Raw genomic sequence first — 23849 nt, 5'->3', positions numbered from 1 at the left:
GGGTTTTAAAACCCCGGAATGGGGCGGGGCTATGATCGCCTGGTGGAAAAGATGATCCCGCCGAGGATGAGAAAGCCGAGAGGGGCGAAGAATAGGTTGAGGCGGTTGATGAATGAGACCTGTGCTTCGAGAAGTGGTAGCTTGTATGTGCCGATAGTGCGTGGGGAGAGACCGGTGAGGGACTCTCTGAGGACCAGCCAGTTCGCGGCGGATGCTAGAAAATCAACGTTCTCTGCCCGCTGGCTATCAGGATCGAGAAATTCTGTGTTGGAAACAACGATCATACGTGAGGTATCTGCCGCGAAGCGGTCGTCATTTCCTGCTCCGCGTGTGACGGCGGCAGCCAGATAGAGTGGGGAGGGTGTGTCCCGAACCGGATCGTAGGTTTCTCCGCTTTTGTCTTCAGCTGTATTTTTGCCGAAATCGATTTCGCCCCAGTATTCCGGGTTGAGTTTGATGAGTGGAGTTGGAGAAAGTTTTTTAACGGCGAGGTCTTCCGCGTTTTCCCTAACTTCGAGAGATGATGAAGCACCTTCGAAGACTGCGGAGCGACCGGCCAGTTCTTCAAGGAATGGTATCCCTTGGGTAAAAGTTCCGCGGGCGGTGGTGGTCAGCCGATTTTCTGTTTTGGTGATGATACGGTCCCGACGTGGGGTGATTCCTTTGGAACGAAGGAATATCCGGAGGTTCGGCGGGCACTCGCCGGGATTCAAAAGAATGAGGATGGCACCACGCGGCTGGTTCCAATATGTTTCCAGTGTTTTGATTTCCTCGGTGGTGAAATCGTATTTCGGCGCGATTATTGCGATGCCGTTGATTTGTTCCGGAATTTCGGTAAGGCCGGCAAGATTGGCGGGAAGGAGTTGGATATTTTGATAGCGGAGAGTGGCTGCCAAGTTACTCCATGGTGAGTCATCGCCCTCCGCGTCGATATTGGATTTATCCGAGAGAAAGAGGAAATTACGCGGCTTTCCTTCGATTGCTTCCACCAGACGGGCGGTGAGGAGGTCTTCGCCACGAAAGGTGTTGGGACGGCGTTCACCTTTTCCATCGACAGCGTAGGTGACCATCTCATCGGCGAGTGCGATGGTGATGTGCGGGTTCAGCGCAGGTGTGCCGGTGGTGGTGTCGGTGACGATGGTCTCGTCATCGTTTGGGCGGGCATCTATGAGTAGAAGATCGCGTACAAGGGTAAGGTTGTAGGCGGCTGTGAACTGCTGGGTCCGATCCGGGGAGCGAATGGGATCGATGACTTCCAGTTTGATTTTCCCGTTCGAAATCCGCTCATATTCCTCCGCAAGAGCGCGGACGCGCTCGTAGAACGGGGATGATCTGCGGAACAACAATGTCCATTTCACGGGGTTTTCCCGCGAGGTGATTTCCGGGCTTTCCAGATAATTGACCGTTGAGGATGCGAGGGTGTAATCCGCAGTGCGCGAGTAGTCCCTGCGGACAGGGTTCTGGGAAGCCAGGTAATTGATAAAAATGACCGCCGCCAGAAATAGGAAAATCTGGAGGAGCGAAAGAAATCCGATGCCAAAACGATTCGGGCGGGAGTTGCGTCTATGAGTTTCAGGCATTTTCTTCAGGCTTTCCAGCGGCGTAGGTCGATCACGTGGTAGGTGAGGAAGAGGATAAACGAGGTCAAAGAAAGGTAATAAACGGCCGGCCGGAGGTCCAGTAGGCCATTTGTGAAATAATGGATGTGCTGTTGGGAGGAGATGTAGTGGAAGAATCCGGCTCCGGCAAACGACTCTCCCCAGATGACTGTGACGAAGCCAAGGAAGTAGTGGATGACAAGAATGGTGATGGTGACGATCCCGGCGATGATCTGGCTGGAGGTGAGGGAGGAGGCCAGGCAGCCGATGGCCGTGAATGTAGAGCCCATCAGGAAAAGAATGGCAAAGCTACCGAAGAGTGCGCCACTTGAGTAGGCGGGCGGGATTTCGGTGAACCAGGAAAATGCCTTGAACTGAAGGAAAGCGGGGATCCAGAGGATCGTGTAGAAAATCATTGCCGCGAAATATTTCGAAAGAACGACCTGCCAGGTGCGGACCGGGGCGGTGAGGAGTGTTTCAAGAGTTCCTGAGCGTTCTTCATCCGCGAACAGGCGCATGGTTATGAGCGGGAAGATGAAGAGGAAGTAGAACCAGAAAAGGGGTGTGTGAAAGGTGACATAAACGAGGCTGTCTTTCACCGGTGTGTCTCGGAAACCTTTCATGGCGGATGAAAGGGAAAGGCCCTGCATGAGGACGACAAACGCTAGCACAACCCAGCCAAAGGGGCTTAGGAAGTAGGTGCCGAGTTCTTTTTTTGTTAATATCCGCAGGATGCGCATGGGCGGGAAGATTGATCAGGCTTGCGGGAAGGTCCAATCAAGAAATGAGAAGAAACGGCATAAGGTGCCGTTTCTTCTCAAAGGTAAGCCTGAGCCAAAGCTCAGGCGTTGGCGATATGGGCGAATTTCTCGTCGATGAATTTCAGGACGAGTGTTTCGACTTCCTCGTTTTCGAGGCGTTTGACGGCTTCAACCGAGTAGCCACGGGCAATCAGCTGACGTGCCTGAACCGGATCAATACCGCGCGCCTGGAGGTAGAAGATTTCCTCATCGGAGATCTGTGCTGACGTGGAGCCGTGCGAGCACGCTACCTGGTCTGCATTGATTTCCAAGCCGGGCATAGAGTTCGCTTCACAGTCATTGGTCATGAGCAAGTTCCGGCAGGTCTGGTAAGCATCTGTGTGGTGGGCGGTTTCGCCTACGAAAATGAGTCCGGAAAATATGGTTTTGGAATGCCCGTAGAGGGTGTTTTTGTAGAGCAGATCCGAGTATGCATTTGGCGATACATGGTGCTGGAATGTGCGCTGATCATACTCCTGCACGTGATCCGGGATGGATACGGAGAGCATGTCCGAGCGGGATCCCTCGCCGTCGAGACTTGAGAGAGATTCATTTCTGACCCAGGCAGCACCGGTGTTGAGGATGAAGCCTTTGGCGCGGGCGTCTCGGGCGGTGGAGGTCTCGTTGATGGCGATCACACGGCTTGTCTCGTTGAGAGACTGGATGACGATGTAGTCTAACTGTGAGTTTTGGCCGGCGCAGAGATCGTTGAACGCAATGGCGAGGCCGGGAGCGGTACTATCGGTAGAGCGAAAGATGTCTACTACGCGTACTTTGGATGAATTCCCGGTTACGATAAGTGTATGAGGGAAGACGGTGGCTTCACCTGAAATCCAATGATGGGCTTCGATCGTTCCTTCGATTTCGAGTTTTTCGGGAATGTGGACGAAGAGCCCGTTTTTCACGGAAGCTTCGTGCAATGCCGCATATTTCGCGCTGCCGAGACGGGTCTCTTGCTTCATGAAATGTTGCTCGACGAGTTCCGGGTGTTTCTCGAGTGCTTCGGCAAGAGGGAGGCAGATAGCTCCCTCCGGAAGGGTGTTTTCGGAGAAGATGACTTCGTCGTTGAGGAATACGAACTTCGCGGCTGGTTTCTCGATGCCGGTGGAAAGTGCGATGACTTCTGACTTTTCAGCATCTGCGGAAACATCAGCGCTTTTTGCGAGGTGGTCCTCGAATTTCAGCTGTTTGATGTTTGCAAAGCGCCATTCCTCGTCACCGCGTTTCGGGGTGGGAGTTTCTTCGTAGCGTTTCTGTGCTGCTTGTTTTCGTGCTTGGAGCCAAGCGGGGAAAGTTGAGATCATTAAAATTTTGTTGGTTGAAAGTGTTCAGTTTTCATTGAGAGGGCTGGATTAAAAATTCGCCGGTGATCTTTATATGTATCTTCTGCTAGTCGGTTTCTGGAGCCGATAGCCGAAGAATAGATATCAGGGTTGGGCGAGTTTTCCCCGTTACCCGACGGAACCTTCCATTTCCAGGTCGATAAGGCGTTTGAGCTCTACGGAGTATTCCATTGGGAATTCGCGGACGAGGTCGTTGATGAATCCGTTGACGGCGAGGGACATTGCTTGTCCTTGGTCGAGGCCACGCTGTTGCATGTAGAAGAGCATCTCCTCTGATACCTGGGAAACGCTGGCCTCGTGCTGGGTGGCGTGCTGGTTGCCTTTTACGGTGATTGCCGGGTAGGTGTCCGTGCGTGAGTTGCTGTTGATAAGCAGGGCATCGCACTCGGTATTGTTCTTACAGCCTTTGAGGTGCTTGGGGATGTGGACCTGCCCGCGGTATGTCGAGCGGCCCTCGCCTACGGAGATGGATTTCGAAACCACGTTGGAGGTGGTGTTGTCAGCTGCGTGAATCATTTTCGCCCCGGTGTCCTGGTGTTGGCCGGTGTTGGCGAGTGCGATGGAGATAACTTCTCCACGTGCACGCTCGCCTTTCATGATTACTCCAGGGTATTTCATGGTGAGACGGGAACCGATGTTGCAATCGATCCAGCGAACCTCTGCGTCTTCCATGGCCAGGCCGCGTTTTGTGACTAGGTTGAAGACGTTGGAGGACCAGTTCTGTACGGTGACGTATTGGATTTTGGCGCCTTTGAGGGCTACGAGCTCCACAACTGCCGAGTGGAGTGTTGCGGTCTCGAATTTCGGGGCTGTGCAGCCTTCCATATACATGACTTCCGAGCCTTCGTCAGCGATGATGAGTGTGCGCTCGAACTGGCCGAACGATTCGGAATTGATCCTGAAGTAGGCTTGGAGAGGCTGCTTGAGCTTCACGCCTTTCGGGATGTAAATGAAGGAACCACCGGAGAATACCGCGCTGTTGAGGGCTGAGTATTTGTTGTCTCCCGTAGGAATCACTTTTCCGAAATAGGGACGGAAGATTTCTTCGTGCTCCTTGAGTCCTTCCGCGGAGGTGACGAAGATGACGCCCTGCTTCGAGAGCTCTTCCTTCATGTTCGAGTAGGATGCTTCCGAATCGTATTGGGCTTCTACGCCGGCAAGGAAAGCGCGTTCCTGCTCGGGAATGCCGAGGCGCTCGAAGGTTTCTAGAATTTCCGGTGGGACTTCATCCCAGCTGCGCTTTGGCTTTTCTCCATCGGAGAGGTAGTATCGGATTTTATCGAAATCGATATTGTTGAGGTCCTCTGTGGCCCAGTTGGTCGGTGTTTCCTTGCTTTGGAAAACCGCGAGTGCCTTGTGGCGGAATTCGCGGACCCAATCGGGATCGTTTTTTACATCCGAGATATAGTCGATGGTGGCGGAATTGACTCCCCAGCCCGCGTCGTATTTGTGGCGCTCAGGAAAGGTGAAATCACCCTTGGTGCGATCCACGTCGATGGCGTCTTTGGTCTCATCGTCGAGGACTGCAGAAGCTGTTTCTTGAAATGACATAGTATTAAATGGTTGGTGCTTTGATGGGCGGGTATTGCCCGCCGCAGTATTAGGCGGGCGTTAGTTCCTTGAGGAAGTCGTAGCCTTTCTCTTCGAGTTCGAGAGCGAGTTCAGGGCCGCCGGAGCGGACGATTCTTCCTTCCGCCATGACGTGAACGTAATCCGGTGTGATGTAATCAAGCAGGCGTTGGTAATGGGTAATGAGCAGCATGCCGCGGTTTTCAGAACGCATGGCGTTTACCCCTTTGGCGACGATTTTGAGTGCATCGATATCGAGGCCGGAGTCTGTTTCATCAAGGATACAGTATTTCGGGTCGAGCATCATCATCTGGAGGATCTCGTTGCGCTTTTTCTCGCCGCCGGAGAAGCCTTCGTTAACTGCGCGTCCGGTGAATTTGCGGTCCATCTCGAGAACGTCCATTTTCGAGTAGAGATCTTTATAATACGCTACGGCGTCGATTTCTTCGCCTTTCGGAAGGCGTGATTGAAGGGCTGCCCGGATGAAGTTTGCGTTGGATACACCTGGAACTTCGTTTGGATACTGGAATGCGAGGAATATGCCTGCACGTGAGCGCTCATCGATGGACATTTCGGAAATATCTTCACCGTCGAGAAGGACTTTGCCGCCAGTAGGGAGATAGGATTCGTGACCTGCGATAACTTTGGACAATGTGGACTTGCCGGAGCCGTTGGGGCCCATAATCGCGTGGATTTCGCCTGCGGGAATTTCAAGTGTGACACCTTTGAGAATTTCGGTGCCGTCTTCTAGAGTAGCGTGGAGGTCTTGGATCTGTAGTGACATAGTGATATGGAGATAATTTGAAGTTATTGAGGAGTGAGTTGGCCGCGGAGGGTGATCTCCACGTCTTTGATGAGTGTATTGGGGGGGAGGTCGAGAATGTCTGTCAGGTTGATTCCTGGTTTGAATTTCACGTCGTGGATTGTTCCTGTGATTTCATCGTGGAAATGCCCGTGCTCATCGAGGTTTGAGCAGTAGCGTGAAGGCTCCCGGTCGAAGTTGACCTGGCGGACGATGTTGTGCTGAACGAGGGCCTCCAAGCAGTTGTATATAGTGGCGAGAGAAACATTGGGGAGTGTCTCCTTGATGTTCATGAAAACCTCGTTGGCTGTCGGGTGGGTGCGTTTTGCCATCAAAAAACGATAGATTTCCTGCCGCTGACGTGTCATGCGGAGGCCGTTGATCTCCTCGGGTATTTCCGGGGAGGGGTTTGATGATGGGGTTTGATTTGTCATCGTGGAGAGAAATTAGAATGATTCTTATTTGTATCAAGAACTATTCTAATTTTTTTCTGAAAGACATGAAGTTTTGAAGACAGGTGAGAATTCCTTTTTAAGGGCCGGATAGGTGTTTTTTTGTGAAAATAGGGGTAGAATCGGAGAATGAACCAAAAAATTCTTGCAAGGCGAGCGGATCCATGTTGGTTTCCCCGCCCGCTCTAAAGCGGACAATAACTTTTCCCTATCCGGCAATGGCCTACGCAGTAATCAAAACAGGCGGTAAACAATACCGCGTTCAAGAAGGCGACACTCTCGACGTTGAAAAACTCGAGGCAGAGGTCGATTCCGAAATCACTTTCAATGAAGTTCTTCTCCACGGAGAAGGTGACACCGTAAAGGTAGGTGCCCCGTTTATCGATGGTGGTGCAGTCACAGCTAAAGTTGTTGATCAGTTCCGTTGCGCCAAAGAAGTTGCCTTCAAGTTCAAGCGTCGTAAGGGCTTCCACAAAACAAAAGGCTATCGCCGTCATATGACCAAGTTGGAGATTACCTCCATTGGCTAATCCAGAAATTCTTACAAATCTACTCTCATGGCCCATAAAAAAGGACAAGGATCCGTTAAAAACGGACGCGACTCACGCAGCAAGCGCCTCGGCGTGAAGAAATTCGGCGGTCAGTCAGTGATCGCAGGAAACATCATCATCCGTCAGCGCGGCACCAAGGTTCATCCGGGTGCAGGTGTTGGATGCGGTAAAGATTACACGCTCTTCGCTCTCACTGATGGTGAAGTGAAATTCGACCGTGAAGGTCGCCGTGTGAACGTCGTTGCTGTAGCGAACTAAGTTTCAGGAAAAAAGTTTTAAGAAGCCTCAGGGAGAAACCCCTGAGGCTTTTTCTGTGTTCTAAAGCAAGCGAGTCGCTTCTTTATAGAAGAATCACATGGTGATTTGCTGGAATTTCCCTTCTATGCCTCAAAAAGGCTTTTTTGATCGATGTCTTGGGAAAGCTCTTCGAGCTTCCACTGCCGGTCCACGTTGAGACGGACGGTTGCAAGGTGCTTATGGTGCCATTGATCCGGGCTAATCATGGAGAGCATCCTTCTGCTACGGACTTCATATAAGTGGTAGGTTTCGCCTACGATTGGTTCAAAGTTTATATCGGCTTCATAGATGAGTTTGTTCCAATTGAAATGATCAATTGCTGACAGGTATGACTCACGTAGCTCTGTTAGCTTCTGCTTGAGCTCCCGCTCTACTTCAGAGATTCCGCGCGATTTGAACGAACTCAGATCGGTAGGAGTGATTCTAGGACTCAGTGTGGAGACCGGGTAGGGCATGAAGGCATGCGATTTTTTTTCTTCGGGCATATATGGCGTGATCAATTCTAGTTCTTCGGCGCGCAATCCGTTTCCCGCAAATAAAAAAGCCGGACAACTTTTCAGTTGCCCGGCTTGGTAATCAGTTGAGGTATAGGATACTATTTTACAACAGGAGCCTGCATTTGTGGATCATCTCCACCCCAGATTGGGTTCGAGGAGTCCAGCAGTTCTTCGCCGCCCAAAATGGCCGGGCCTTCGTTGGAGTCATCTCCTGATGAAACGCGGATGTTTACGGAAGTAACACTGTTATCCATGCGAAGAATAACTGCTTTCTTGTCGAATGGGTCTCCGTCGAAGTCGCCGCCGTCTTCATTGAGTGGTGTGGCAACGAGTGCACGTGCAGGGTTACCAGCGATGCTCATGCCGGAATCTCCGTCCATGATATAGCCAAATCCTACTTCACCATCGGTAAGAGCTTCATCGCCATCGATGTCGCCGTCAGGTTTTTTGGAGTAAGGTGTTTTCACGTAGAACATTTCTTCGGATTGAGTGATACCCGCTTGGAAGAGTTGCTTGAAGTAGCCGTTGGAATCGGAGCCAGCCTCGCCTTGGACGTCAGGGCTGGTGAATGTTTCATCAAGCTCCTCGAGAGTGTCGGAATCCGGGAATGAACCGTATTCTGTCTCGAACTCAAGCATTGCAAGGCCGATCTGACGGGCGTTGTTAACGGCTTCAGTTTGGTCGGCTTTTTTGCGCTGACGGATTACCATCGGGGCTGTGAGGCCTGCGAGTGATGCGATGATCACGATAACGACGAGAAGCTCCACGAGTGTGAAACCACGCCTATTCAGTTGATTGGTTTTCATTTTGGTATTGGTTTTATGGTTTTTTGTTTGGGCAAATCGCCCGTTATTTATGTTACCTTCGATTTAATTTTCTCAGGTATCCATCAGCATAAAATTTCCCCTAGGAACTGCAAGGAGGAAATTGGCCAGTGGCCGCAATGATTGAGACTATATGTGGAGTTAGAACCGGGCGATTTCAGTTCATGGGAGTCGGAGCCACTTTATTCTTCAGATTGCTGAGCGTGCTGAGCTCTCCATCGGTGATGGGGTATGGGCCTGAGAATTCAACAGATGTCGAAGAGCCGACGCCGCTGCGGCATGCGTAAGCTTGCCTAGGAGATATGTAGTAGAGGATAATATACCGGTTCCCGTTTTTACTGGTCTCCGCGATGAAGTCAGGGAAATCCTTTTGGCCCACGAAGACGCCTAAGTCAGGATAGTGGGCAGCGAGAGCGGATAGACGGGTAAACCCGAATGTAGGTGGTGTGCGACGGACCAGCATGATGTGGTCCTTCGCTGTGGAATTTGTCTTCTGGAGAAAGCCGTCAGGTGTTGAAGAAGTACAAGAAAGTACAGAAAATGCAGCTGCGAGCAGTAGGCTAGTAGTTTTGAACCGATGAAATGTCATGAATTCTGCGTGAGCTTATCATAGAGACTATCTATTTCTATCGTTACGAATGATTTCTTTGATTTTCTTTGTGTTCGGGCGATTACCTTCGGAATCAATGAAAATTGCTGTTTCGAGCGGGACCAGGAATTCTACTGCTGAATTGATTCCGATCAGTCTGCCATAAGCGTCGACTACCGGGCCTCCACTATCCCCGGGCTGAAGTGGAATATCGATTTTGAATCTACGGTTTCTGGTAAATGTTCCCTCCGGGGAGAGAGCAGTGCGGAGTCTACCCGGAGCCGAACGGAAGCCAGTGGCCATGCCTCCGTGGATGATATTAAGTCCGGGGGAGAGCCATTGGTCCGGGTCCGTCCATTCGTAGAAATAAGGAGTTTTTGCCGGTATGTGAATTATGGCGAGATCATCCGAAAATGAACGCCAGACGATCCGCGCTTTGCCGGTGGTGAGACTGCCGCCTTTGCTATAGATTACAAAAACATTTTTACCACTGGAGCGTGCAAGCACGTGGTCTGCTGTCAGGAAATAACCGTCCTCGGTGATAGGGGCTGCCGATCCGCCGTCCGCATCTTCAGGTGCATTTTCCATTGAGAACCGTTTCTCCACCCAGCTTCCAAGTTCGGATCTCTGGGTCACAACAATTGCCGAGAGCCTCTCCTTGACGATTTGCTTCGTCATATCACTCGGAACCTCGGGGCTCGGAGGTGGAGGAGAGGAAATGGTGCAGGCATTCGCTAAAAAACCGAGGCATGCAATAAAGATAAAAGTTAGGAGGCGATCCATCCAGCGCATAAGATCACATACGGGAGCCACAGTCACATCCGATTTCATAAAATAGAGAGCAAATGCTCGATCGCTCTACGGAATGGCGCTGCCAGCGGTAAGGAATCTAGATCTTCAATAGGTATCCATTGGTCTCCATCTAACGGAGTAGCTGATGATTCCTCGCTGGCTTGATAAACAGTGAGGGTGACGATATAGCGGGTAATCGGGTAGGTCTCGACGGTGATCGCCTCAAGTCCTTCACATTCTACTTCAGTGCGAATAGGGAGTTTCCATAGGCCGGTTCGCCTCTCTCCCGCTTCTTTGTGGAGTAGAATACGGTTTTGTGGATCCGTGGCCCAAATTGCGTGCTCGCTGACTTTCGTGGTTTTTGCCCTAGGTTTCTTGACCGGTAGGATTGAAGGCTCCTGAGTTTTACAAAATCCTGAGATGGGGCAGATTTCGCAATGCGGAACTCCGGGCCGGCAGATTGTCTGGCCGAGCTCCATCATCGCGTAATTATGATTACGTGGCTGGTTGGGATCGCAAAGATCGTGAGCAAGCTGGCGATGAGCCCTTATCGTAGGTGTCGAATCGATAGGTGTGTGATCGTCCGTGATCCTGGACAGGACCCTCGAAACATTTCCATCGACCAGGCCGGAAGGTTTATCAAAGGCAAACGATAGCAGGGCGGCGACCGTATAGGGGCCTATGCCGGGTAGGGCTAGCAGCTCTCTCTCGGTGTCAGGGAAAATCCCGTTAAACTTTTCTTCTACTGCTTGGGCTGCTGAGCGGAGCATGCGCGCCCTCCGATAGTATCCAAGGCCCTCCCATGCTTTTAGCAGGTTCTGATCCTCGGCAGCTGCGAGAGACCGGGAGGTGGGGAATTTCTGAAGAAAGCGCGTATAGTAACCCTTATCCAAAACTGTAGCCAAGCGGGTCTGCTGAAGCATCATTTCGGAAACTAGAATTGCGTATGGATCTTTTGTTCTCCGCCAAGGGTAGTCTTTTCCATTTTTTGCAAACCACGATCCGAGTGCCGAGCGGAAGGCCGCCCGGTTTTCCTGGGCGGGAATCGAAAATCGAGGCTTCAGCAATGTCATCAGCGTTTCTTACGCAGCCTTTTTCCTGTGAGACGGCTGGCGATCAGGTTTTCACAGCGGCCGTTGAGTCGTAGTTTTTCACAGCTGGCTTCGATCTTGATGGATTGCCGGACGGTTGTGAAACCGAGACGGCGGGTGACACAATCAGTTTGGATATCCACGTTGTTATCCTCGAACTCTACCACGCGATTGCAATCGATACACACCAGATGGTTGTGGGATGGCTTTTGGAGGAAATTCGGATCGTAGGTGACCTGGCTCTCTCCAAGATCGATCTGGCGAAGCAGGTCTGCTTCTACCAGCAGGCCGAGTGTCCGGTAAACCGTGGCCCGTGAGGTTTCCATATCTATCTTGCGGACGCGGTCAAAAAGCTCTTCTGCGGTGAAATGCTCATCGCGGGAAAAAACAAGTTCTACAATACGTTCGCGCTGGACAGTGCGTCGAAGGCCTTTTCTGACGATGAAGTCATCGAGTCGCTGTTTTATACCGCTATCCATATGGATGATTAGATTATCCGGATTAGGGAAAATGTAAAAAGCAATCCTTTGTAGGATAGGTTCAAATATTCTGCGATTGCGCCATTGCCGTCTGCGCGTAAGTATCTGTGGGACGGTCTCAACCGTACAAAAATTTCTTTTCCATCAATAATGAATAAGCCGAGCGGTTATCCGTCAAAACCAGCAGTTAGTCCGGAAGAGGACCCTACTGATGATACTGCGGTGAGCGATGCTGAAGAAGATGCGCGCTTGGTCGCGCTGGCTCAGGGGGGTGATCTGAAGGCTTACGATGAACTGGTAACCCGACACCGGGGAAAAATATACGCAATGATAAGAAATATGGTCAAAAACGATGCAGACGCATGGGATCTCTCCCAAGATGCGTTCATCAAGGCTTGGAAGGCGCTGCCCCGATTCGAGGGTCGTTCGCGTTTTTCCACCTGGCTATTCCGTATTTCCCACAACGTGGTGTATGACTGGGTGCGGAAACGGAAAATCGAGAGTGCCGGGGAGCTGAACGATGAAATCTTCGACAGGGAGAAAATCGATTCTTCCGCAAAGACCGCGCCTTCCTATATCGAGGCCCCTGATGATGCATTGGCGACCTCTGAACTCCGGGAAAAAATTCAGGAAGCTCTTGATAAACTGAGCCCGGAGCACCGTGAGGCAATCGTTCTCAAGGATGCGCAGGGGCTGTCCTACAAAGAAATTGCCGATGTGATGGACTGCACACTTGGCACGGTGATGAGTAGACTTTTTTACGCGCGCCAGAAACTTCAAACCCTTTTGAAAGATGAATATGAATCCCGATGAAACCAAACTAGCCCTCTGGCTGGATGACGAATTAAGCGGAGCCGAGCTTGCTGAAATGGAGGCATGGGCTTCTGAAAGGCCTGAGCAGCTGGCTGCGAGGGAGGAATTGCGTGCATTCCGGAATATGATCTCTGAGAATTTGCCATCCAGTGAGGAACCTCCGTTTCCTGATTTTTTCAATAGCCGCGTAATCCAAGGTATCCGTGACGAGCAGAGTGAGGAGGAGGCGAACGCGCCAGCTCCGGCAGTAAGATCAACAAGAGCGTTCTGGAGATCCTGGCTTGTTCCCATGGCCGCGTGCGCGGGTATGGCATTTGCATTTGTAGTTGGAAAGCAAAGCACAAAGACCAACCAGCCTTTGGCAGTGGTTCCGACTTTGAGCCCTGTGGTTTATACGCCGGAAGATGGTGTGGATGCACAGTGGTTCAATAGTAAGGATGCATCTGCCACTGTCATCTTGCTGAGCGGTGTTACAGATATCCCGGATGCTATGGATTTTTCTGAAACTGTTTACATTCCGATCGAGCGCGATGCTGACCGAACAGCTACCCGGGGGAATTTGCCAAGTGGGGCTGGAGCCCAATAAAAGATTTGATGAAAAATTACCTTCAATTTTGTACGGTCATATTGGCTCTTTTCCTAGGCGGGCGTGGGTTCGCTCAGGAGGATCCCGGCCGCGCCGCTCTCGGTGAGTTGGAAGTCACAGTGTATTTCGCTACGAATGGTGATGTTTCGGTTGTTGGTCCAGGTGCCGGAGTCGTGCCTGACGATATTCAGAAACGTTTGCGTTGTGAGACAAAGTTGAAATTCTCCCATTATCGCGGCATGGGAAAAGATACCCAGCCGATCTTTCGCAGTTATGAAAACTGGGCGCAACCGCTCAAACCTTCCGATGAGATTCTCGTTCGTTTTGAAACAAGGACCCAGCCTGAAGCCCATTCATTTGCTTTGGATTTGGAATTGTGGCTGGCGCGGAAGAAGGTTTTGAAGACGGATGCTCTTCTGCTGCCTGATCGACCGTTGTTCATTCTCGGTCCGAAATGGCGGGGCGGGCAACTTATTGTCGCTGTTGAACTTGCGTCAAAGTAGTAGCGGCGCCACCGTATCCCGCAATGAAAAGGTTTCTCCTTATATGGTTGATGTTTCCCGTCTTATGCGCGGCGGAGGTATTGGATTTCGAGCACGATACGCTTGATGTGAAAGCTGGTGTCGATGCCAAGATTGTTGAGAGCGAGTATAAGTTCACGAACAACACCGGGAAAGTCCTGACCATTAGGCAAGCCGATGCGGGTTGCTCATGTCTGGCAGCAGAGGTGGCAGGCGGGAAGATGGAATATGCTCCCGGAGAATCGGGAGTTTTGCGAACCACGTTTGAAGTTGGTGCGTTTCAAGGTGTGGTGGACAAGCCTATTTACATCTGGCTTAAGGGAGATCCTGAAGAAGAACCTTCCACAACTCTTCATTTACGCGTTCACGTACCGGTGGTCATTTCGCTGGAGCCAAAAACTCTCAAATGGCAGGTTGGAGACAAGGGGGAGGCCAAGCGAATGGATGTAAAAATCGCCTATGAGAAACCAGTGAAGGTAAAGTCAGTGACATCGAGTCAAGAAAAGTCCTTTAAGGTGGAATTGATCACACTAGAGGATGGTAAACATTACCAAGTGGAGGTTACACCACTGAACACAAGTGCGCCCGCACTATCAATCATACGGATCGAGACTGATATAGAAGTGGAAAAGCAGAAGGTGCAACAGGGGTTTGCGACTATGACCCGAGCTCTGAAATAGTATGAATTCGATCTATCAGCTAGCGGTGGTTATCGGTTGTTCGGCGGTAGCGGCAAGCGGAAGTTGGTTGCTGAAAGAGACGCCTGAAAGAATTGAGTTCAGATGTGATTCATCTCTTTTGAAGGAAGATGAAATCTGCCTCGGGGACGTGCCTGAAGATGTTTTGTGGATAGATGCACGGTCCCGTAAGGAGTGGCAGGAAAACGGGCTCCCCGGTTCCATTTTATGGAACATGGATCCAAGTGAGGATGCTATGGCGATGGAGTCAGAAGCTGCCATGGCGATAATAAATGCGAGTTCAGTAGTTGTTTACTGCAAAAGCGAGGCGTGCGGAACCAGTCGCCAGATTGCCAACAAGGCGAAAGCATTGGAAATGGGGCCTGAGATCAAAGTTCTTTTCGGCGGGTGGGATGCACTCAGGGATTCCAATCCAGCGAAATGATATCCAGTGCTTCAAGGAACGGCTTCTGAGGATCGTCATCCATGTTCCAGCGAAGAAAGACCGTGCAGGCCTTAGCTTGTCCGAAGGATAGCCCGGAAGTTTCATCCTCGAGCATTTCTCCGATTTTTGAGGCTTTACCGAAATATGCTTTCGCGATTTCTTTCGCATCATCCCGAGGCAGGATTTTAAGTGTGAATTTCTTTTCCGGGTTTGGAACATCATCATAGCAGAACGCTCCGGCCGTTACGATTACCTGAAATTTTCCTGCTTCCTTGGTTGGCTCAGCCGCATATCTCGCAAACCGACCGCCAAATAGGTCGAGAAACGGATCTACTACGACTTTCGGAGGGCTGGTGCCGCGTGTTCTGACCAGCATGGCTTGTGGGTTGACTCCTCCGTCCGGCGATACGAAATCGACGTAGTAGTAGTAATCTACCAATTGCTCGAGTTGATTGGTTTCTCGGATGTCGACAGTGATTTTCGCTACTTCGGGTAATGGTCCATTCAGGACGGAGCTAAGTAGCGCACTCTCGTCCTGCTTCGTTTCTATGTGCGGAAGTCGTTCTTCCAATGTCTCCATAGCGAGGAAGTCCTCGAGAAGCTTCAAAGTTGCTATTCCCGGATCAACATCAGGGAAGCCCGTCACAGGAGAGCCAAGGTCAGGCATCGTAGGGTCACCGATCGGGATCGCCGGGGTTCCGTCCTCGGTGAGATCCTCAAAAGTTGTAACGTCATCTTCAGGGAGAATTTCCCTCACGCGGTCTGGAGCGGAACCGGAAGCAGCAGCTTGGTCCGGCGCACCCAAATCTCTCTGCAAAAACGTTTTTACGCCCAGAATAACTCCCAGGCAGAGGCCAATGAAGAGAAGTGGGACGAATAAGCGCAAGAACCTGCTCCTGCGCTGCCTTTGGGGTGGTGGGCCGCTGGATTGCTGCCTTATTTCGCCACTTGGATCGCTGCGGACCCGGGTGGGGTTTTTTATAGGTTCTGTCCGATTGGGAAGGTGTCTTGGCTCCGGTCTTACGATTGTAGGTTCGGATGCTGGAGGCGCTGTCTGTTGTGGATCCGGCTCGCGGTAGACTTCGGTTGGTTGTGACGCCGGCTGCAGCTGCTGCGGAGAAGTTTGCTGTGGAAGAGGAGCGGTTTGGATTGGCTCATTCGCGGAGGGAGCTGGCGGGTAAGGGGCCTGAATTACGACTTCGCATGCCGGGCAGGGGCCCACGACGCCAGCCATCTGTGTAGGCACAGTAAGATGCTTACTACAGGAGGGGCAGAAAAACGATATTGTATCCGGAGCGCTCACTTTTCCTGATTCTTAATAGAATGAGGCTGGTGAGTCAATCCTTCAGGTTGCTTAAATATTTTTCTAATTCGCTGTGCCCAAGCCTTCTTCCCCTGAATGGAAGAAGGAATCTCCCACCCAGGAAGCGGGTAGAATTAGCTATAGAAGATAGTATCAAGATGAATCTGAATAGTAATTAAATTATGATGAATACCAGTTTCCTCGAATGATATGCGGGATCATCTTGCTGAGAGGAAAATAATTAAATAATATTCATTTTTTGCGGGACAAAGACCACCTACGCTGCTTTAAGCTGGCTCCAAGAAACAATACTCTACTTAGAATTCAATGGCCACAGTCACAAAACGCGAACTCGTTATTAAAATTACTGATCGATTAGGTAGTAAAGGGGTAGAACTCACTCAACAAGAAGTCATGGAAGTTGTGCAGAGTTTGCTTGACGAGGTCACCGATACCCTATCTCAAGGTAATAATGTGATTATGAGGAACTTTGGTTCCTTTGAGGTGCGTGAAATGAAAGCGAAGGTCGGCCGCAATCCGAAGGTCCCTTCGAAGGATGTCCCAATTCCGGCGAGAGCTGTAGTGAGATTCAAGCCTGGCAAGGAGATGAAAGAAAAAGTCGCAACGACTCTTCAATTGATTCGCGAGCGCGACAATTAGCCGGTAGAGGTCGGCATGACAAAAACTGCAGGCAATTTGGTTCTCGGTGCAGCTGCACTGCTTTTCGTTATTTTCTCGGTTTCCTGTTCCTCTTATCCCGGTGGGTATGATGGATACATGACCAAATCATATACGGTCCGGGGCCAAACCTATCACCCGATGAGTGTGGATCAGGCATTGGGCCACGAGGAAACAGGTGAGTGTTCGTGGTATGATGAATCCAGCTGGTTCGGCTTCAAGCGAGGAACTACCTCTTTAGGAGAGAAAGTGAAGCGCCGGCATCTGATTGGCGCACACAAGACGCTGCCTCTGCCATGTATGGTGAAGGTTACGAATCTTGAGAATGGAAAGTCTGTGAAGCTAAGGATCAATGATCGAGGTCCGTTCATTGCGGGTAGACATCTTGATGTATCTCCCAGAGCTGCTAAAAAACTTGGGTTTCATGGCCAGGGACTGACCCAGACAAATCTGGAAGTGCTTTCCGTGGGGGACGGGAAATATAAGAGAAAGTCAAAGCGGGGCTTTCTGTTTTGGTGAATTTTCCAGTCGTGTTTCGGTGAAGGCAAAGCTTGTCGGGGAGCTTTTAAGGACCCACGGTTTGAATCGGAAAGTAAATGAAGGAGCGTATAAACGAGCTGGAACAGTGGGGGGCGGACGTCATTTTCGGGCGCGCAAGAGGGTTCCGGGCGACATTGATGCGGATGTTGATGTTTTGGCTTTCCGGCATTTTCCGACTTCTGGTGCAGTTCCGGATTGGCCTGTATAGGAGGAGTTGGAAGCCGCAGGCCTATCTAGGTGCGCAGGTGGTTGCGATCGGTAACATCACGGTTGGCGGAACGGGGAAGACTCCGGTGGTGGAGCTCTTGGCGAAGTCGTTGCGAGACAGAGGGAGGAATGTGGCGATACTTTCCCGAGGATATAAGAGCCGTAAGCTGGAGAAGGTGCAGAGGTGGCACGACAAGAGGGGGAAATTGATTCCCAGTGAACGTATGCCCAAACTGGTATCCACGGGAGATGAGCTATTGCTGGATTCAAAGTTCGCGGGTGATGAACCGTTTATGCTAGCCAAGAATCTTCCAGGAGTTGCGGTTGTAGTGGATAAAAACAGGGTCAAAGGTGCTCGATTTGCCATACAGGAGTTGGGTGCTGAGACTCTTATGCTGGATGATGGGATGCAGTATCTTGATCTTGCGCATTCCCTGGATATTGTCCTGATTGATTCCCGATCGCCATTTGGCACGGAGGCGCTCCTTCCTCGTGGCACCCTGAGGGAGCCACCGAAAAATCTGCGGAGGGCGAGTTATATTCTTATTACCAAGTGCGATGGAACATCGAACACGGAGTTGATCTCACGAATCAGAAAATATAACGCGACAGCTGATATCGTGGAATGCGCCCATGGGCCAATACATCTGGAGAATCTGTTCAATCAGGAACGTGAGCCGCTGGAGTTTCTGAAAGATAAATGGGTCGGTGCGATCAGCGCGATCGCGGTGCCAGAGAGCTTTGAAAAATCTTTGGAGAAGCTTGGGTCAAAGGTGGAGATCCGAAGACGTTTTTCGGACCATCATCGTTTCAATCGGAAGGATGTGGATGACTTCATGCAGAGGTGCGTGGAGCGCGATATGGATATCATTGTGACTACAGAGAAGGACGCGGTGAGATTTCCTGTCCCAACTGAGGTGAATGTGCCGATATATTTCCTCAGAATTGAGGTGCAGATTCTCTCCGGGCAGCAGGCTTGGGATGAGATGGTGGATCTGATTTGCAAGCCTCCTGCAGTGATGGCTTCTTTGCTGAAGACAGTGGGAGCTTATCGGATCTGAGCTAATCGAATGATTATTTGGTCAAAGTTGAAACTTGGCACTGGCGGACGTTTGTTTAAACAAAAGCCGTGTTAACTCTTGGAATTTTAGGATCTGGATCGGGCTCGAATATGCAGGCGATTCAGGATGCGATCGCTAGCGGAAAATTGAGGGCCAGGATCGCTCTGGTGCTTTCAGATAACCCTGATGCGTTCATCCTGGAGCGTGCGCAGATGCAGGATATCCCGGTGGACGTGATTGATTGTGCCCCGCACCGAACAAGATTTCCGGAGTCTGTCCAGGAAGAGACGGCTAAAAAGCTAAAACGCGCGGGGGTGGATTTGGTATGCCTGGCCGGTTTTCTGCGGCTCGTGAAGGCCCCTCTTCTGGAGGAGTTCCACACCAGAATTATCAATATCCATCCTTCTCTACTTCCTGCATTTCCAGGATTGGAATCGTGGAAGCAGGCGGTGGATGCTGGTGTGCCGGAGACCGGGGTGACGGTGCACCTTGTGGATTCAGGGATGGATACCGGTCCAATTATTTCGCAGGAAGTTGTGCCGATTTTTCCGCATGATGATGCTGCTACACTACATGCGAGAATTCAGGTTGTGGAACATCAGCTGTATCCCGAGGCGATTTCCCAATACGCACAGAAGCTGGGTTTCTGAAAAGCTGTTCCCGCTTTTCGTTCAGAAATATAATCGGGTGGTCCCTTACTTTTTCGGAAGAAAGTAACTCTTTTGTTTCTCTGAGATGGGCATGCCAAGTTTCTCCATGGCTGCCAGCATGTCTTCCCAGAGAGAGCGTTTCACATTTGTGGATCCGCCACTTTGCAGAAGGTAGCTGGGATGGTAGGTGACGCGGGTGGGGGTGCCTGACACTTCATGCCATTTTCCGCGCATGGAGCCAACGGTGCCCTCCATCCCCAGAAGTCCTTCAGCCGCGGTGCCGCCCAGTGCAATGATGATCTTTGGCTTTACGATGGAGATTTCCTCCTTAACGAGAGGTAGGCAGGCGGCCATTTCCTCTGCGGTTGGCTTCCGGTTGTTGGTTGTTTGTCTGGGTAGTGCAGGCCGGAATTTCACGAGGTTGGAGATGTAAACCTCTTCTCTGGAGATGCCCATTGCCTTGAGGATGTCGTTTAGCTTTTTTCCAGCTGGGCCGACGAATGGCTCTTTTTCTTTTTCTTCGTTATACCCCGGTGCTTCACCTATGAGCATGATTTCCGCCTCGGGATTTCCTGTTGCAAAGACCATGGTTTCACGCAGGGTGCCGAGATCTCTGGCGGGTGCCCAAGTGGCAGCCTGTTGCCGGATGCTAGCCAGTTTTTCGGCCTTGTTTGCGCCGGAAACGGATAATTCGGTAATCTTTTTCGGGGTGGGCGGAGCAGGTGCCGGGAGGGTTTCCTCAACGGTGGGTTTCGGCTTGGAGCGTGACTTAATGAAGAGTTCCCGGAGGGTATCGCGCGCGGAATCGTCCAGAAAAATATGTGTGCGACCACGGGCACTTTCCGCCTCTAGATATTCGATAACTGCGTCTACTGGTCTGCTCACTCAGAGCGTTTTACACAGCTGCCGGGGGGAATCAATCATACTACCTGAAAAGATCGGCTTGTCGGAAATTTGAATGGAAACCGGGTGAATTACCGAAGTCCTCTAGACAACGTTGAATGTCAGGCTAACGTGTAGGGCTGCCATCGACAGTTGCTAATTCATTATGTTCAACACTGCATTTCACGATCTATTAAAACCCCAATGGTTAAGAACCCTGACCGAGCTAAAAATTTCAGGAGGTATGGCTGTCAGTGATTTGGCGAAGCGTTTTGATGCCAGTTACATGACTGTGAAGCAACATTGTGAAGACCTTACCAAAAGGGGATATTTGAAGCGCACACGGGTGCCAAGGAGTGAAATCGGGAGACCTGAGATTTTCTATAGTCTCTCTGAGAAAGCGCAGTCAATGTTCCCGCCGCTACCACCGAAGTTTACTCTGGATATGTTTGATCAAATTCAGCGGATGTTTGGTGAAACCGCGCCGGATAAGTTACTATTCCAGTATTTTCAGGAGCAGGAGAAGCAGTGGAAAGCGAAGGTAGACAAAGGAGAAGGTCTTTTGGCGAAGTCCCAATTGTTTGTAAAAACAAGGGAGAAGGAAGGTGCGTTCTTCCGCTGTATCGACGGTATGGAAAAAGGGGGGCTCATTCTCAGGGAATTCCACAATCCTCTATATCAATTTTTCGAGAAGTTTCCGCGTGCAATAGCAATGGAGCAGAGGGCCATTGAGGCAGCTCTGGGTGTCCGTCTGACACGTGAAGCACATATGGACGGAAGCGGGCAGGCTACGCATGTGGATTTCGTTCTCCATCAGTAGTGGATGTGGTAGGTGGAAACTGATTGAATGGATCTGTTGCTTGATCAGTCAAAGCTGAAACGGATAACCAATCAGACCCATGAAAACTCCTTTCGCCTACATGGCCGCAGCTGCGGCTGCAATTTCTCTAATTTCCTGCGATAAGCCGGACTCCGGTCTCAAGGATCAACTCAGCCAGTTGGAAGAGCGCGCTGCATCTGCTGAAAGCAGGCAACAGCAGCTTGAGCGAGAACTGGCGGATCGAGAATTGGCGACGGCTCTGGCGAATGTCGAGCAAGAGCGTTTACAAATAGAAAGGGACAGGGCTGCCCTTGAGCAAGAGGATGCGGAGAGATCTGCCGCAGCTATTGCGGAATTGGAACGCCGGGAGGAGGAGCTGCGAGCGCGTGAGGCAGAGGCTGAAAGCCGCCGTCTTGAGCTAGTAGCCGAAGATGAGCGCCTGACAGGCTTGGAACAACAGCTTTCGGAAAAGGAGCTGGAAGAAGCCGGCAGGGCTCCTCTTTCTTCATTCCGCCCTGTGGCCTACACCAGTGATGGCGTCACAGATGGTGATTTTGAAAACTTTTACGAACCCTTGGAGCCCTATGGTTCATGGTTCAACACGAATGACTACGGATATGTTTACCAGCCGAACATCGGTAGGAGTGATTCATCGTGGCGCCCCTATACTCAAGGTAGGTGGGCGTTTACCGAGCAAGGCTGGACGTGGGTTTCGGATGAGCCCTTCGGCTGGGCGACTTACCACTATGGACGTTGGGCAATGCTCGAAAATGCCGGTTGGGTATGGGTGCCGGGAAGTGAGTGGGCGCCTGCATGGGTGAGCTGGAGGGAAAGCTCCGAATATGTCGGTTGGGCTCCACTGCCGCCTGAAACCCTTGCCTGGCAAGAGCCGGCGTGGGATGGCCGTGTCGATACAACATTTGGCATAGGCGAGAGCTGGTTCTCCTTCGTTTCATACCGGAATTTTGGAGATAAAATTCACGACCATTGCCTGCCTCCCGCTAGAAATTCGGGAATCTATAGATCTACAAAAAACGTCACGAAATACTCATCCAGGGACAAACGGGTCTTTGTCGGTGGGCCTCGCTACGAAACAGTGAATTCTAAAATAGGCAGGAATTTCCCGATTCACCGCCTTCATATCGAACGCAAACCTGTGAACTCGGGTGGCCGCAGGTTTGATTCAGGATTTCATGGAAGGGAGCTTAACGTCATCGCCCCACCCATTAGAAGTGGTTGGAACAACAATGGTTCACGTCCGAAGAATGTCAGATCTGATCTCGGCAATGCCCGGATCCTTCGGGCTGTTCCGCTCTCTGAAGATGTCAAAAAACGCTACGATGGAGGACGCAACGGTGGTTTTGGTGAGAAACAACGCGATCAGCAGCGGGAAAATGAGGAATCCCGTCGTCAACAAGCGGAGCGGGAAGAAGTAAATAGAGAGCAAGAAGCACGTACAAGTAGAGAACAGGAGCTGAAGAACGCCGAAGACAGGAAGAAACAGCGTGAGATGAGCATTCAACGCGAGAAGGACGAGCAACTTCTCAAGCAACGCCAACAGGAAAGTGCCAAACGAAAAGATGAAAACGAGCGTAAGATAAAAGCTGAAGAACTCAAAAACAGGCAGGCGAAACAGAAGGTAGAAGCTGAGCGGGAAGCGCGGTTGAAAACACAAAAGGCAGCACAGGTAAAACAGCAAGCAGACGCCAAAAAAGCTGCTGATTCAAAAGCACTAAAAAATACGCAGGAACGTGAGAAACTAGAAATTCAGCGTCGGGAAAAGGAACAGAAAGATCAGCTCAAGCAGCGGCAGGATGATCAGAAGGCAAAGGCTAAAAACCAAGAGCGTGGTAAAGAGACAAAGGAGTTAGAGGGTAAAGAGAAAGAAAATCGTAAAAACGCGGACGAGGCAAAACGTAAGCAGGAGGCTGGAGCTAGGGAAAGAGAAGAGGTGCGCGGGCGCGAAGTGAAACAAAAGCAACAGCAGGCCGATCAAAAAGCTGTGACCGATAAACAAGAGCGGATGAAAGCTCAAGCAGCGGAGGGAAAACGCCAGGCCGACGAAAAAAAGGCAGCCGAAGTAAAGAGTAAGCAGGAGGCTGAAATGCGTGCTCGCAAAGATGCGCAGGAGCGGCAGAAACTGGAAAAACAGCGCCAGGACAAGAAAAAGGCCGATGAACTGAGCAAGCAGCGGGCTGACCAAAAGGCAGCGTTAGAGAAAGAAGAGCGACTAAAAGCTCAGAAGGCAGCGAAGGAAAGAGAGCAAGGTGAAGAGAAAAAAGCAGCTGAAGCAAAACGTAAGCAAGATCTGGAAGCGAATGCACGGAGAGAGGCACAAGAGCGTGAAAGGGTAGAAAAGCAACGGCAGGAAACGGCACTTGCAGCTGAGAATAGGAAGAGAGAGGCGGCTGAAAGCGAACAGCGCCTGAGAGCGCAAAAAGCGATAGAAGAACGAAGACAAGCTGAAGCGGAAAGGGCTGCCGAAGCGAAACGTAAGCAAGTGTCAGAATTACGTGCGCGGAATGAAGCGCTAGAGCGTGAAAAGTTGGAGAGGAAGCGTCAGGAACAGAAGAAAGCTGCCGACCTCAAGGTTCAGCAGCGGGCGGATCAACAAGCTGCCGCTCAAAGGCAAGAGCAGATCAAAGCTCAAGAAGCGGCAAAAGAAAGACAAGCCGCTGAGGAAAAACGAAGATTACAGGCAGTAGAGGCGAGAGAAAAAGAAGCTGAAGCAAGAGCTAGACAAGAAGCGCAAAAACAGGCCCAGCTCGAAAAGCAGCGCCAATCGGCAAAGCAAGCTGAGGAGGCTCAACGAAATAGAGAGGAAAAGGCCAAGCGTGACAGAGAGGCCACCGAACGCAGGGATAGAGAGCAGAAGAACTCCGAGGAAAGAGCAAAATCGAACGGGAAGAAATAGGATGCGGTTCACTATCGCCCGCAGATGCCATGAAGATGGATATTCGGTCGTAAAGTGAGCATTTCCTG

27 protein-coding genes are annotated in these 23849 nt (G+C 51.0%); 13 read left to right on the top strand and 14 right to left on the bottom strand.

Annotated features, from left to right (window positions below; all coding sequences use genetic code 11):
• Nucleotides 1–29: 29 nt before the first annotated feature.
• From AAGA79_RS12990 to AAGA79_RS12965, 6 genes are all read right to left on the bottom strand, one after another.
• A complete protein-coding gene (locus AAGA79_RS12990; RefSeq protein ID WP_411826236.1) occupies nucleotides 30–1580 on the bottom strand; it encodes a Gldg family protein in 1551 nt (516 codons plus the stop codon).
• A gap of 5 nt (nucleotides 1581–1585) precedes the next feature.
• Nucleotides 1586–2338, bottom strand: coding sequence for an ABC transporter permease (locus AAGA79_RS12985; protein WP_411826235.1), 753 nt, complete (start codon nucleotides 2336–2338; stop codon nucleotides 1586–1588).
• 101 nt (nucleotides 2339–2439) lie between these two features.
• The gene (locus tag AAGA79_RS12980; protein ID WP_411826234.1) at nucleotides 2440–3702 is read right to left on the bottom strand and encodes a SufB/SufD family protein; all 1263 of its coding nucleotides are present in this window, start codon (nucleotides 3700–3702) and stop codon (nucleotides 2440–2442) included.
• 147 nt (nucleotides 3703–3849) lie between these two features.
• Nucleotides 3850–5292: a Fe-S cluster assembly protein SufB gene (gene sufB / locus AAGA79_RS12975; RefSeq protein ID WP_411826233.1), complete on the bottom strand. Its 1443-nt coding sequence runs from the start codon at nucleotides 5290–5292 to the stop codon at nucleotides 3850–3852.
• A 49-nt stretch (nucleotides 5293–5341) separates the two neighbouring features.
• A complete protein-coding gene (gene sufC / locus AAGA79_RS12970) occupies nucleotides 5342–6094 on the bottom strand; it encodes a Fe-S cluster assembly ATPase SufC (RefSeq protein WP_411826232.1) in 753 nt (250 codons plus the stop codon).
• A 23-nt stretch (nucleotides 6095–6117) separates the two neighbouring features.
• On the bottom strand, nucleotides 6118–6546 hold the full coding sequence (locus AAGA79_RS12965) for a Fur family transcriptional regulator (RefSeq protein ID WP_411826231.1): 429 nt from the start codon (nucleotides 6544–6546) through the stop codon (nucleotides 6118–6120).
• 236 nt (nucleotides 6547–6782) lie between these two features.
• Between AAGA79_RS12965 and rplU the strand changes: the two genes are divergently transcribed.
• Together rplU and rpmA are read left to right on the top strand one after the other, a co-directional pair.
• On the top strand, nucleotides 6783–7094 hold the full coding sequence (gene rplU, locus AAGA79_RS12960) for a 50S ribosomal protein L21 (RefSeq protein WP_411826230.1): 312 nt from the start codon (nucleotides 6783–6785) through the stop codon (nucleotides 7092–7094).
• A 27-nt stretch (nucleotides 7095–7121) separates the two neighbouring features.
• Nucleotides 7122–7373, top strand: a complete 252-nt coding sequence (gene rpmA / locus AAGA79_RS12955; protein ID WP_411826229.1) for a 50S ribosomal protein L27 — start codon at nucleotides 7122–7124, stop codon at nucleotides 7371–7373.
• 122 nt (nucleotides 7374–7495) lie between these two features.
• Here rpmA and AAGA79_RS12950 read toward each other — a convergent pair whose 3' ends face one another.
• From AAGA79_RS12950 to AAGA79_RS12925, 6 genes are all read right to left on the bottom strand, one after another.
• The gene (locus AAGA79_RS12950) at nucleotides 7496–7897 is read right to left on the bottom strand and encodes a DUF2452 domain-containing protein (RefSeq protein ID WP_411826228.1); all 402 of its coding nucleotides are present in this window, start codon (nucleotides 7895–7897) and stop codon (nucleotides 7496–7498) included.
• A 110-nt stretch (nucleotides 7898–8007) separates the two neighbouring features.
• Nucleotides 8008–8715: a type II secretion system protein gene (locus tag AAGA79_RS12945; RefSeq protein WP_411826227.1), complete on the bottom strand. Its 708-nt coding sequence runs from the start codon at nucleotides 8713–8715 to the stop codon at nucleotides 8008–8010.
• Nucleotides 8716–8890: 175 nt separating this feature from the next.
• On the bottom strand, nucleotides 8891–9322 hold the full coding sequence (locus AAGA79_RS12940; protein ID WP_411826226.1) for a hypothetical protein: 432 nt from the start codon (nucleotides 9320–9322) through the stop codon (nucleotides 8891–8893).
• A gap of 27 nt (nucleotides 9323–9349) precedes the next feature.
• On the bottom strand, nucleotides 9350–10000 hold the full coding sequence (locus tag AAGA79_RS12935; RefSeq protein WP_411826225.1) for a trypsin-like peptidase domain-containing protein: 651 nt from the start codon (nucleotides 9998–10000) through the stop codon (nucleotides 9350–9352).
• A 149-nt stretch (nucleotides 10001–10149) separates the two neighbouring features.
• Nucleotides 10150–11187: an A/G-specific adenine glycosylase gene (locus AAGA79_RS12930; protein WP_411826224.1), complete on the bottom strand. Its 1038-nt coding sequence runs from the start codon at nucleotides 11185–11187 to the stop codon at nucleotides 10150–10152.
• Nucleotides 11187–11684 (bottom strand): Fur family transcriptional regulator, encoded by a 498-nt coding sequence (locus tag AAGA79_RS12925; protein ID WP_411826223.1) that lies wholly within the window; start codon nucleotides 11682–11684, stop codon nucleotides 11187–11189. The genes AAGA79_RS12930 and AAGA79_RS12925 overlap by 1 nt, the downstream gene beginning before the upstream one ends.
• A 150-nt stretch (nucleotides 11685–11834) precedes the next feature.
• Here AAGA79_RS12925 and AAGA79_RS12920 point away from each other — a divergent pair, with 150 nt between their 5' ends.
• The 5 genes from AAGA79_RS12920 to AAGA79_RS12900 are packed head-to-tail and all read left to right on the top strand — an operon-like array spanning nucleotide 11835 to nucleotide 14726.
• Entirely contained in the window at nucleotides 11835–12497 is a 663-nt protein-coding gene (locus AAGA79_RS12920; RefSeq protein ID WP_411826222.1) for an RNA polymerase sigma factor, read from the top strand.
• Nucleotides 12484–13083, top strand: a complete 600-nt coding sequence (locus AAGA79_RS12915; protein WP_411826221.1) for a hypothetical protein — start codon at nucleotides 12484–12486, stop codon at nucleotides 13081–13083. Before AAGA79_RS12920 ends, AAGA79_RS12915 begins: the two co-directional genes overlap by 14 nt.
• Before the next feature lie 8 nt (nucleotides 13084–13091).
• A complete protein-coding gene (locus AAGA79_RS12910) occupies nucleotides 13092–13586 on the top strand; it encodes a hypothetical protein (protein WP_411826220.1) in 495 nt (164 codons plus the stop codon).
• A gap of 23 nt (nucleotides 13587–13609) precedes the next feature.
• Complete coding sequence (locus AAGA79_RS12905; protein WP_411826219.1) at nucleotides 13610–14284, top strand: DUF1573 domain-containing protein; 675 nt, start codon at nucleotides 13610–13612, stop codon at nucleotides 14282–14284.
• Nucleotide 14285: 1 nt separating this feature from the next.
• Nucleotides 14286–14726, top strand: a complete 441-nt coding sequence (locus AAGA79_RS12900; protein ID WP_411826218.1) for a rhodanese-like domain-containing protein — start codon at nucleotides 14286–14288, stop codon at nucleotides 14724–14726.
• Here AAGA79_RS12900 and AAGA79_RS12895 read toward each other — a convergent pair.
• On the bottom strand, nucleotides 14701–15612 hold the full coding sequence (locus AAGA79_RS12895) for a hypothetical protein (RefSeq protein ID WP_411826217.1): 912 nt from the start codon (nucleotides 15610–15612) through the stop codon (nucleotides 14701–14703). The genes AAGA79_RS12900 and AAGA79_RS12895 overlap by 26 nt on opposite strands.
• A 744-nt stretch (nucleotides 15613–16356) precedes the next feature.
• Here AAGA79_RS12895 and AAGA79_RS12890 point away from each other — a divergent pair.
• The 4 genes from AAGA79_RS12890 to purN all read left to right on the top strand — a co-directional run bounded on the left by AAGA79_RS12890 (nucleotide 16357) and on the right by purN (nucleotide 19165).
• Nucleotides 16357–16689: an HU family DNA-binding protein gene (locus AAGA79_RS12890; RefSeq protein ID WP_411826216.1), complete on the top strand. Its 333-nt coding sequence runs from the start codon at nucleotides 16357–16359 to the stop codon at nucleotides 16687–16689.
• Between the two features lie 15 nt (nucleotides 16690–16704).
• Nucleotides 16705–17226, top strand: a complete 522-nt coding sequence (locus AAGA79_RS12885) for a septal ring lytic transglycosylase RlpA family protein (RefSeq protein WP_411826215.1) — start codon at nucleotides 16705–16707, stop codon at nucleotides 17224–17226.
• A 77-nt stretch (nucleotides 17227–17303) separates the two neighbouring features.
• Nucleotides 17304–18515 (top strand): tetraacyldisaccharide 4'-kinase, encoded by a 1212-nt coding sequence (gene lpxK, locus AAGA79_RS12880; RefSeq protein WP_411826214.1) that lies wholly within the window; start codon nucleotides 17304–17306, stop codon nucleotides 18513–18515.
• A 68-nt stretch (nucleotides 18516–18583) separates the two neighbouring features.
• The gene (gene purN, locus AAGA79_RS12875) at nucleotides 18584–19165 is read left to right on the top strand and encodes a phosphoribosylglycinamide formyltransferase (RefSeq protein ID WP_411826213.1); all 582 of its coding nucleotides are present in this window, start codon (nucleotides 18584–18586) and stop codon (nucleotides 19163–19165) included.
• Between the two features lie 45 nt (nucleotides 19166–19210).
• Here purN and AAGA79_RS12870 read toward each other — a convergent pair whose 3' ends face one another.
• A complete protein-coding gene (locus AAGA79_RS12870) occupies nucleotides 19211–20050 on the bottom strand; it encodes a uracil-DNA glycosylase (RefSeq protein WP_411826212.1) in 840 nt (279 codons plus the stop codon).
• Nucleotides 20051–20213: 163 nt separating this feature from the next.
• Here AAGA79_RS12870 and AAGA79_RS12865 point away from each other — a divergent pair, with 163 nt between their 5' ends.
• Complete coding sequence (locus tag AAGA79_RS12865) at nucleotides 20214–20867, top strand: helix-turn-helix transcriptional regulator (protein ID WP_411826211.1); 654 nt, start codon at nucleotides 20214–20216, stop codon at nucleotides 20865–20867.
• A gap of 448 nt (nucleotides 20868–21315) precedes the next feature.
• Nucleotides 21316–23781 carry a DUF6600 domain-containing protein gene (locus AAGA79_RS12860; protein ID WP_411826210.1) on the top strand — a complete coding sequence of 822 codons (2466 nt, stop codon included), beginning with the start codon at nucleotides 21316–21318 and terminating at the stop codon, nucleotides 23779–23781.
• Nucleotides 23782–23849 lie beyond the last annotated feature (68 nt).

Origin of the sequence: Luteolibacter sp. AS25 (assembly GCF_046736275.1) — a bacterium.
GTDB lineage: Bacteria > Verrucomicrobiota > Verrucomicrobiia > Verrucomicrobiales > Akkermansiaceae > Luteolibacter.
This window is presented reverse-complemented; position numbering and strand designations above follow the sequence as displayed.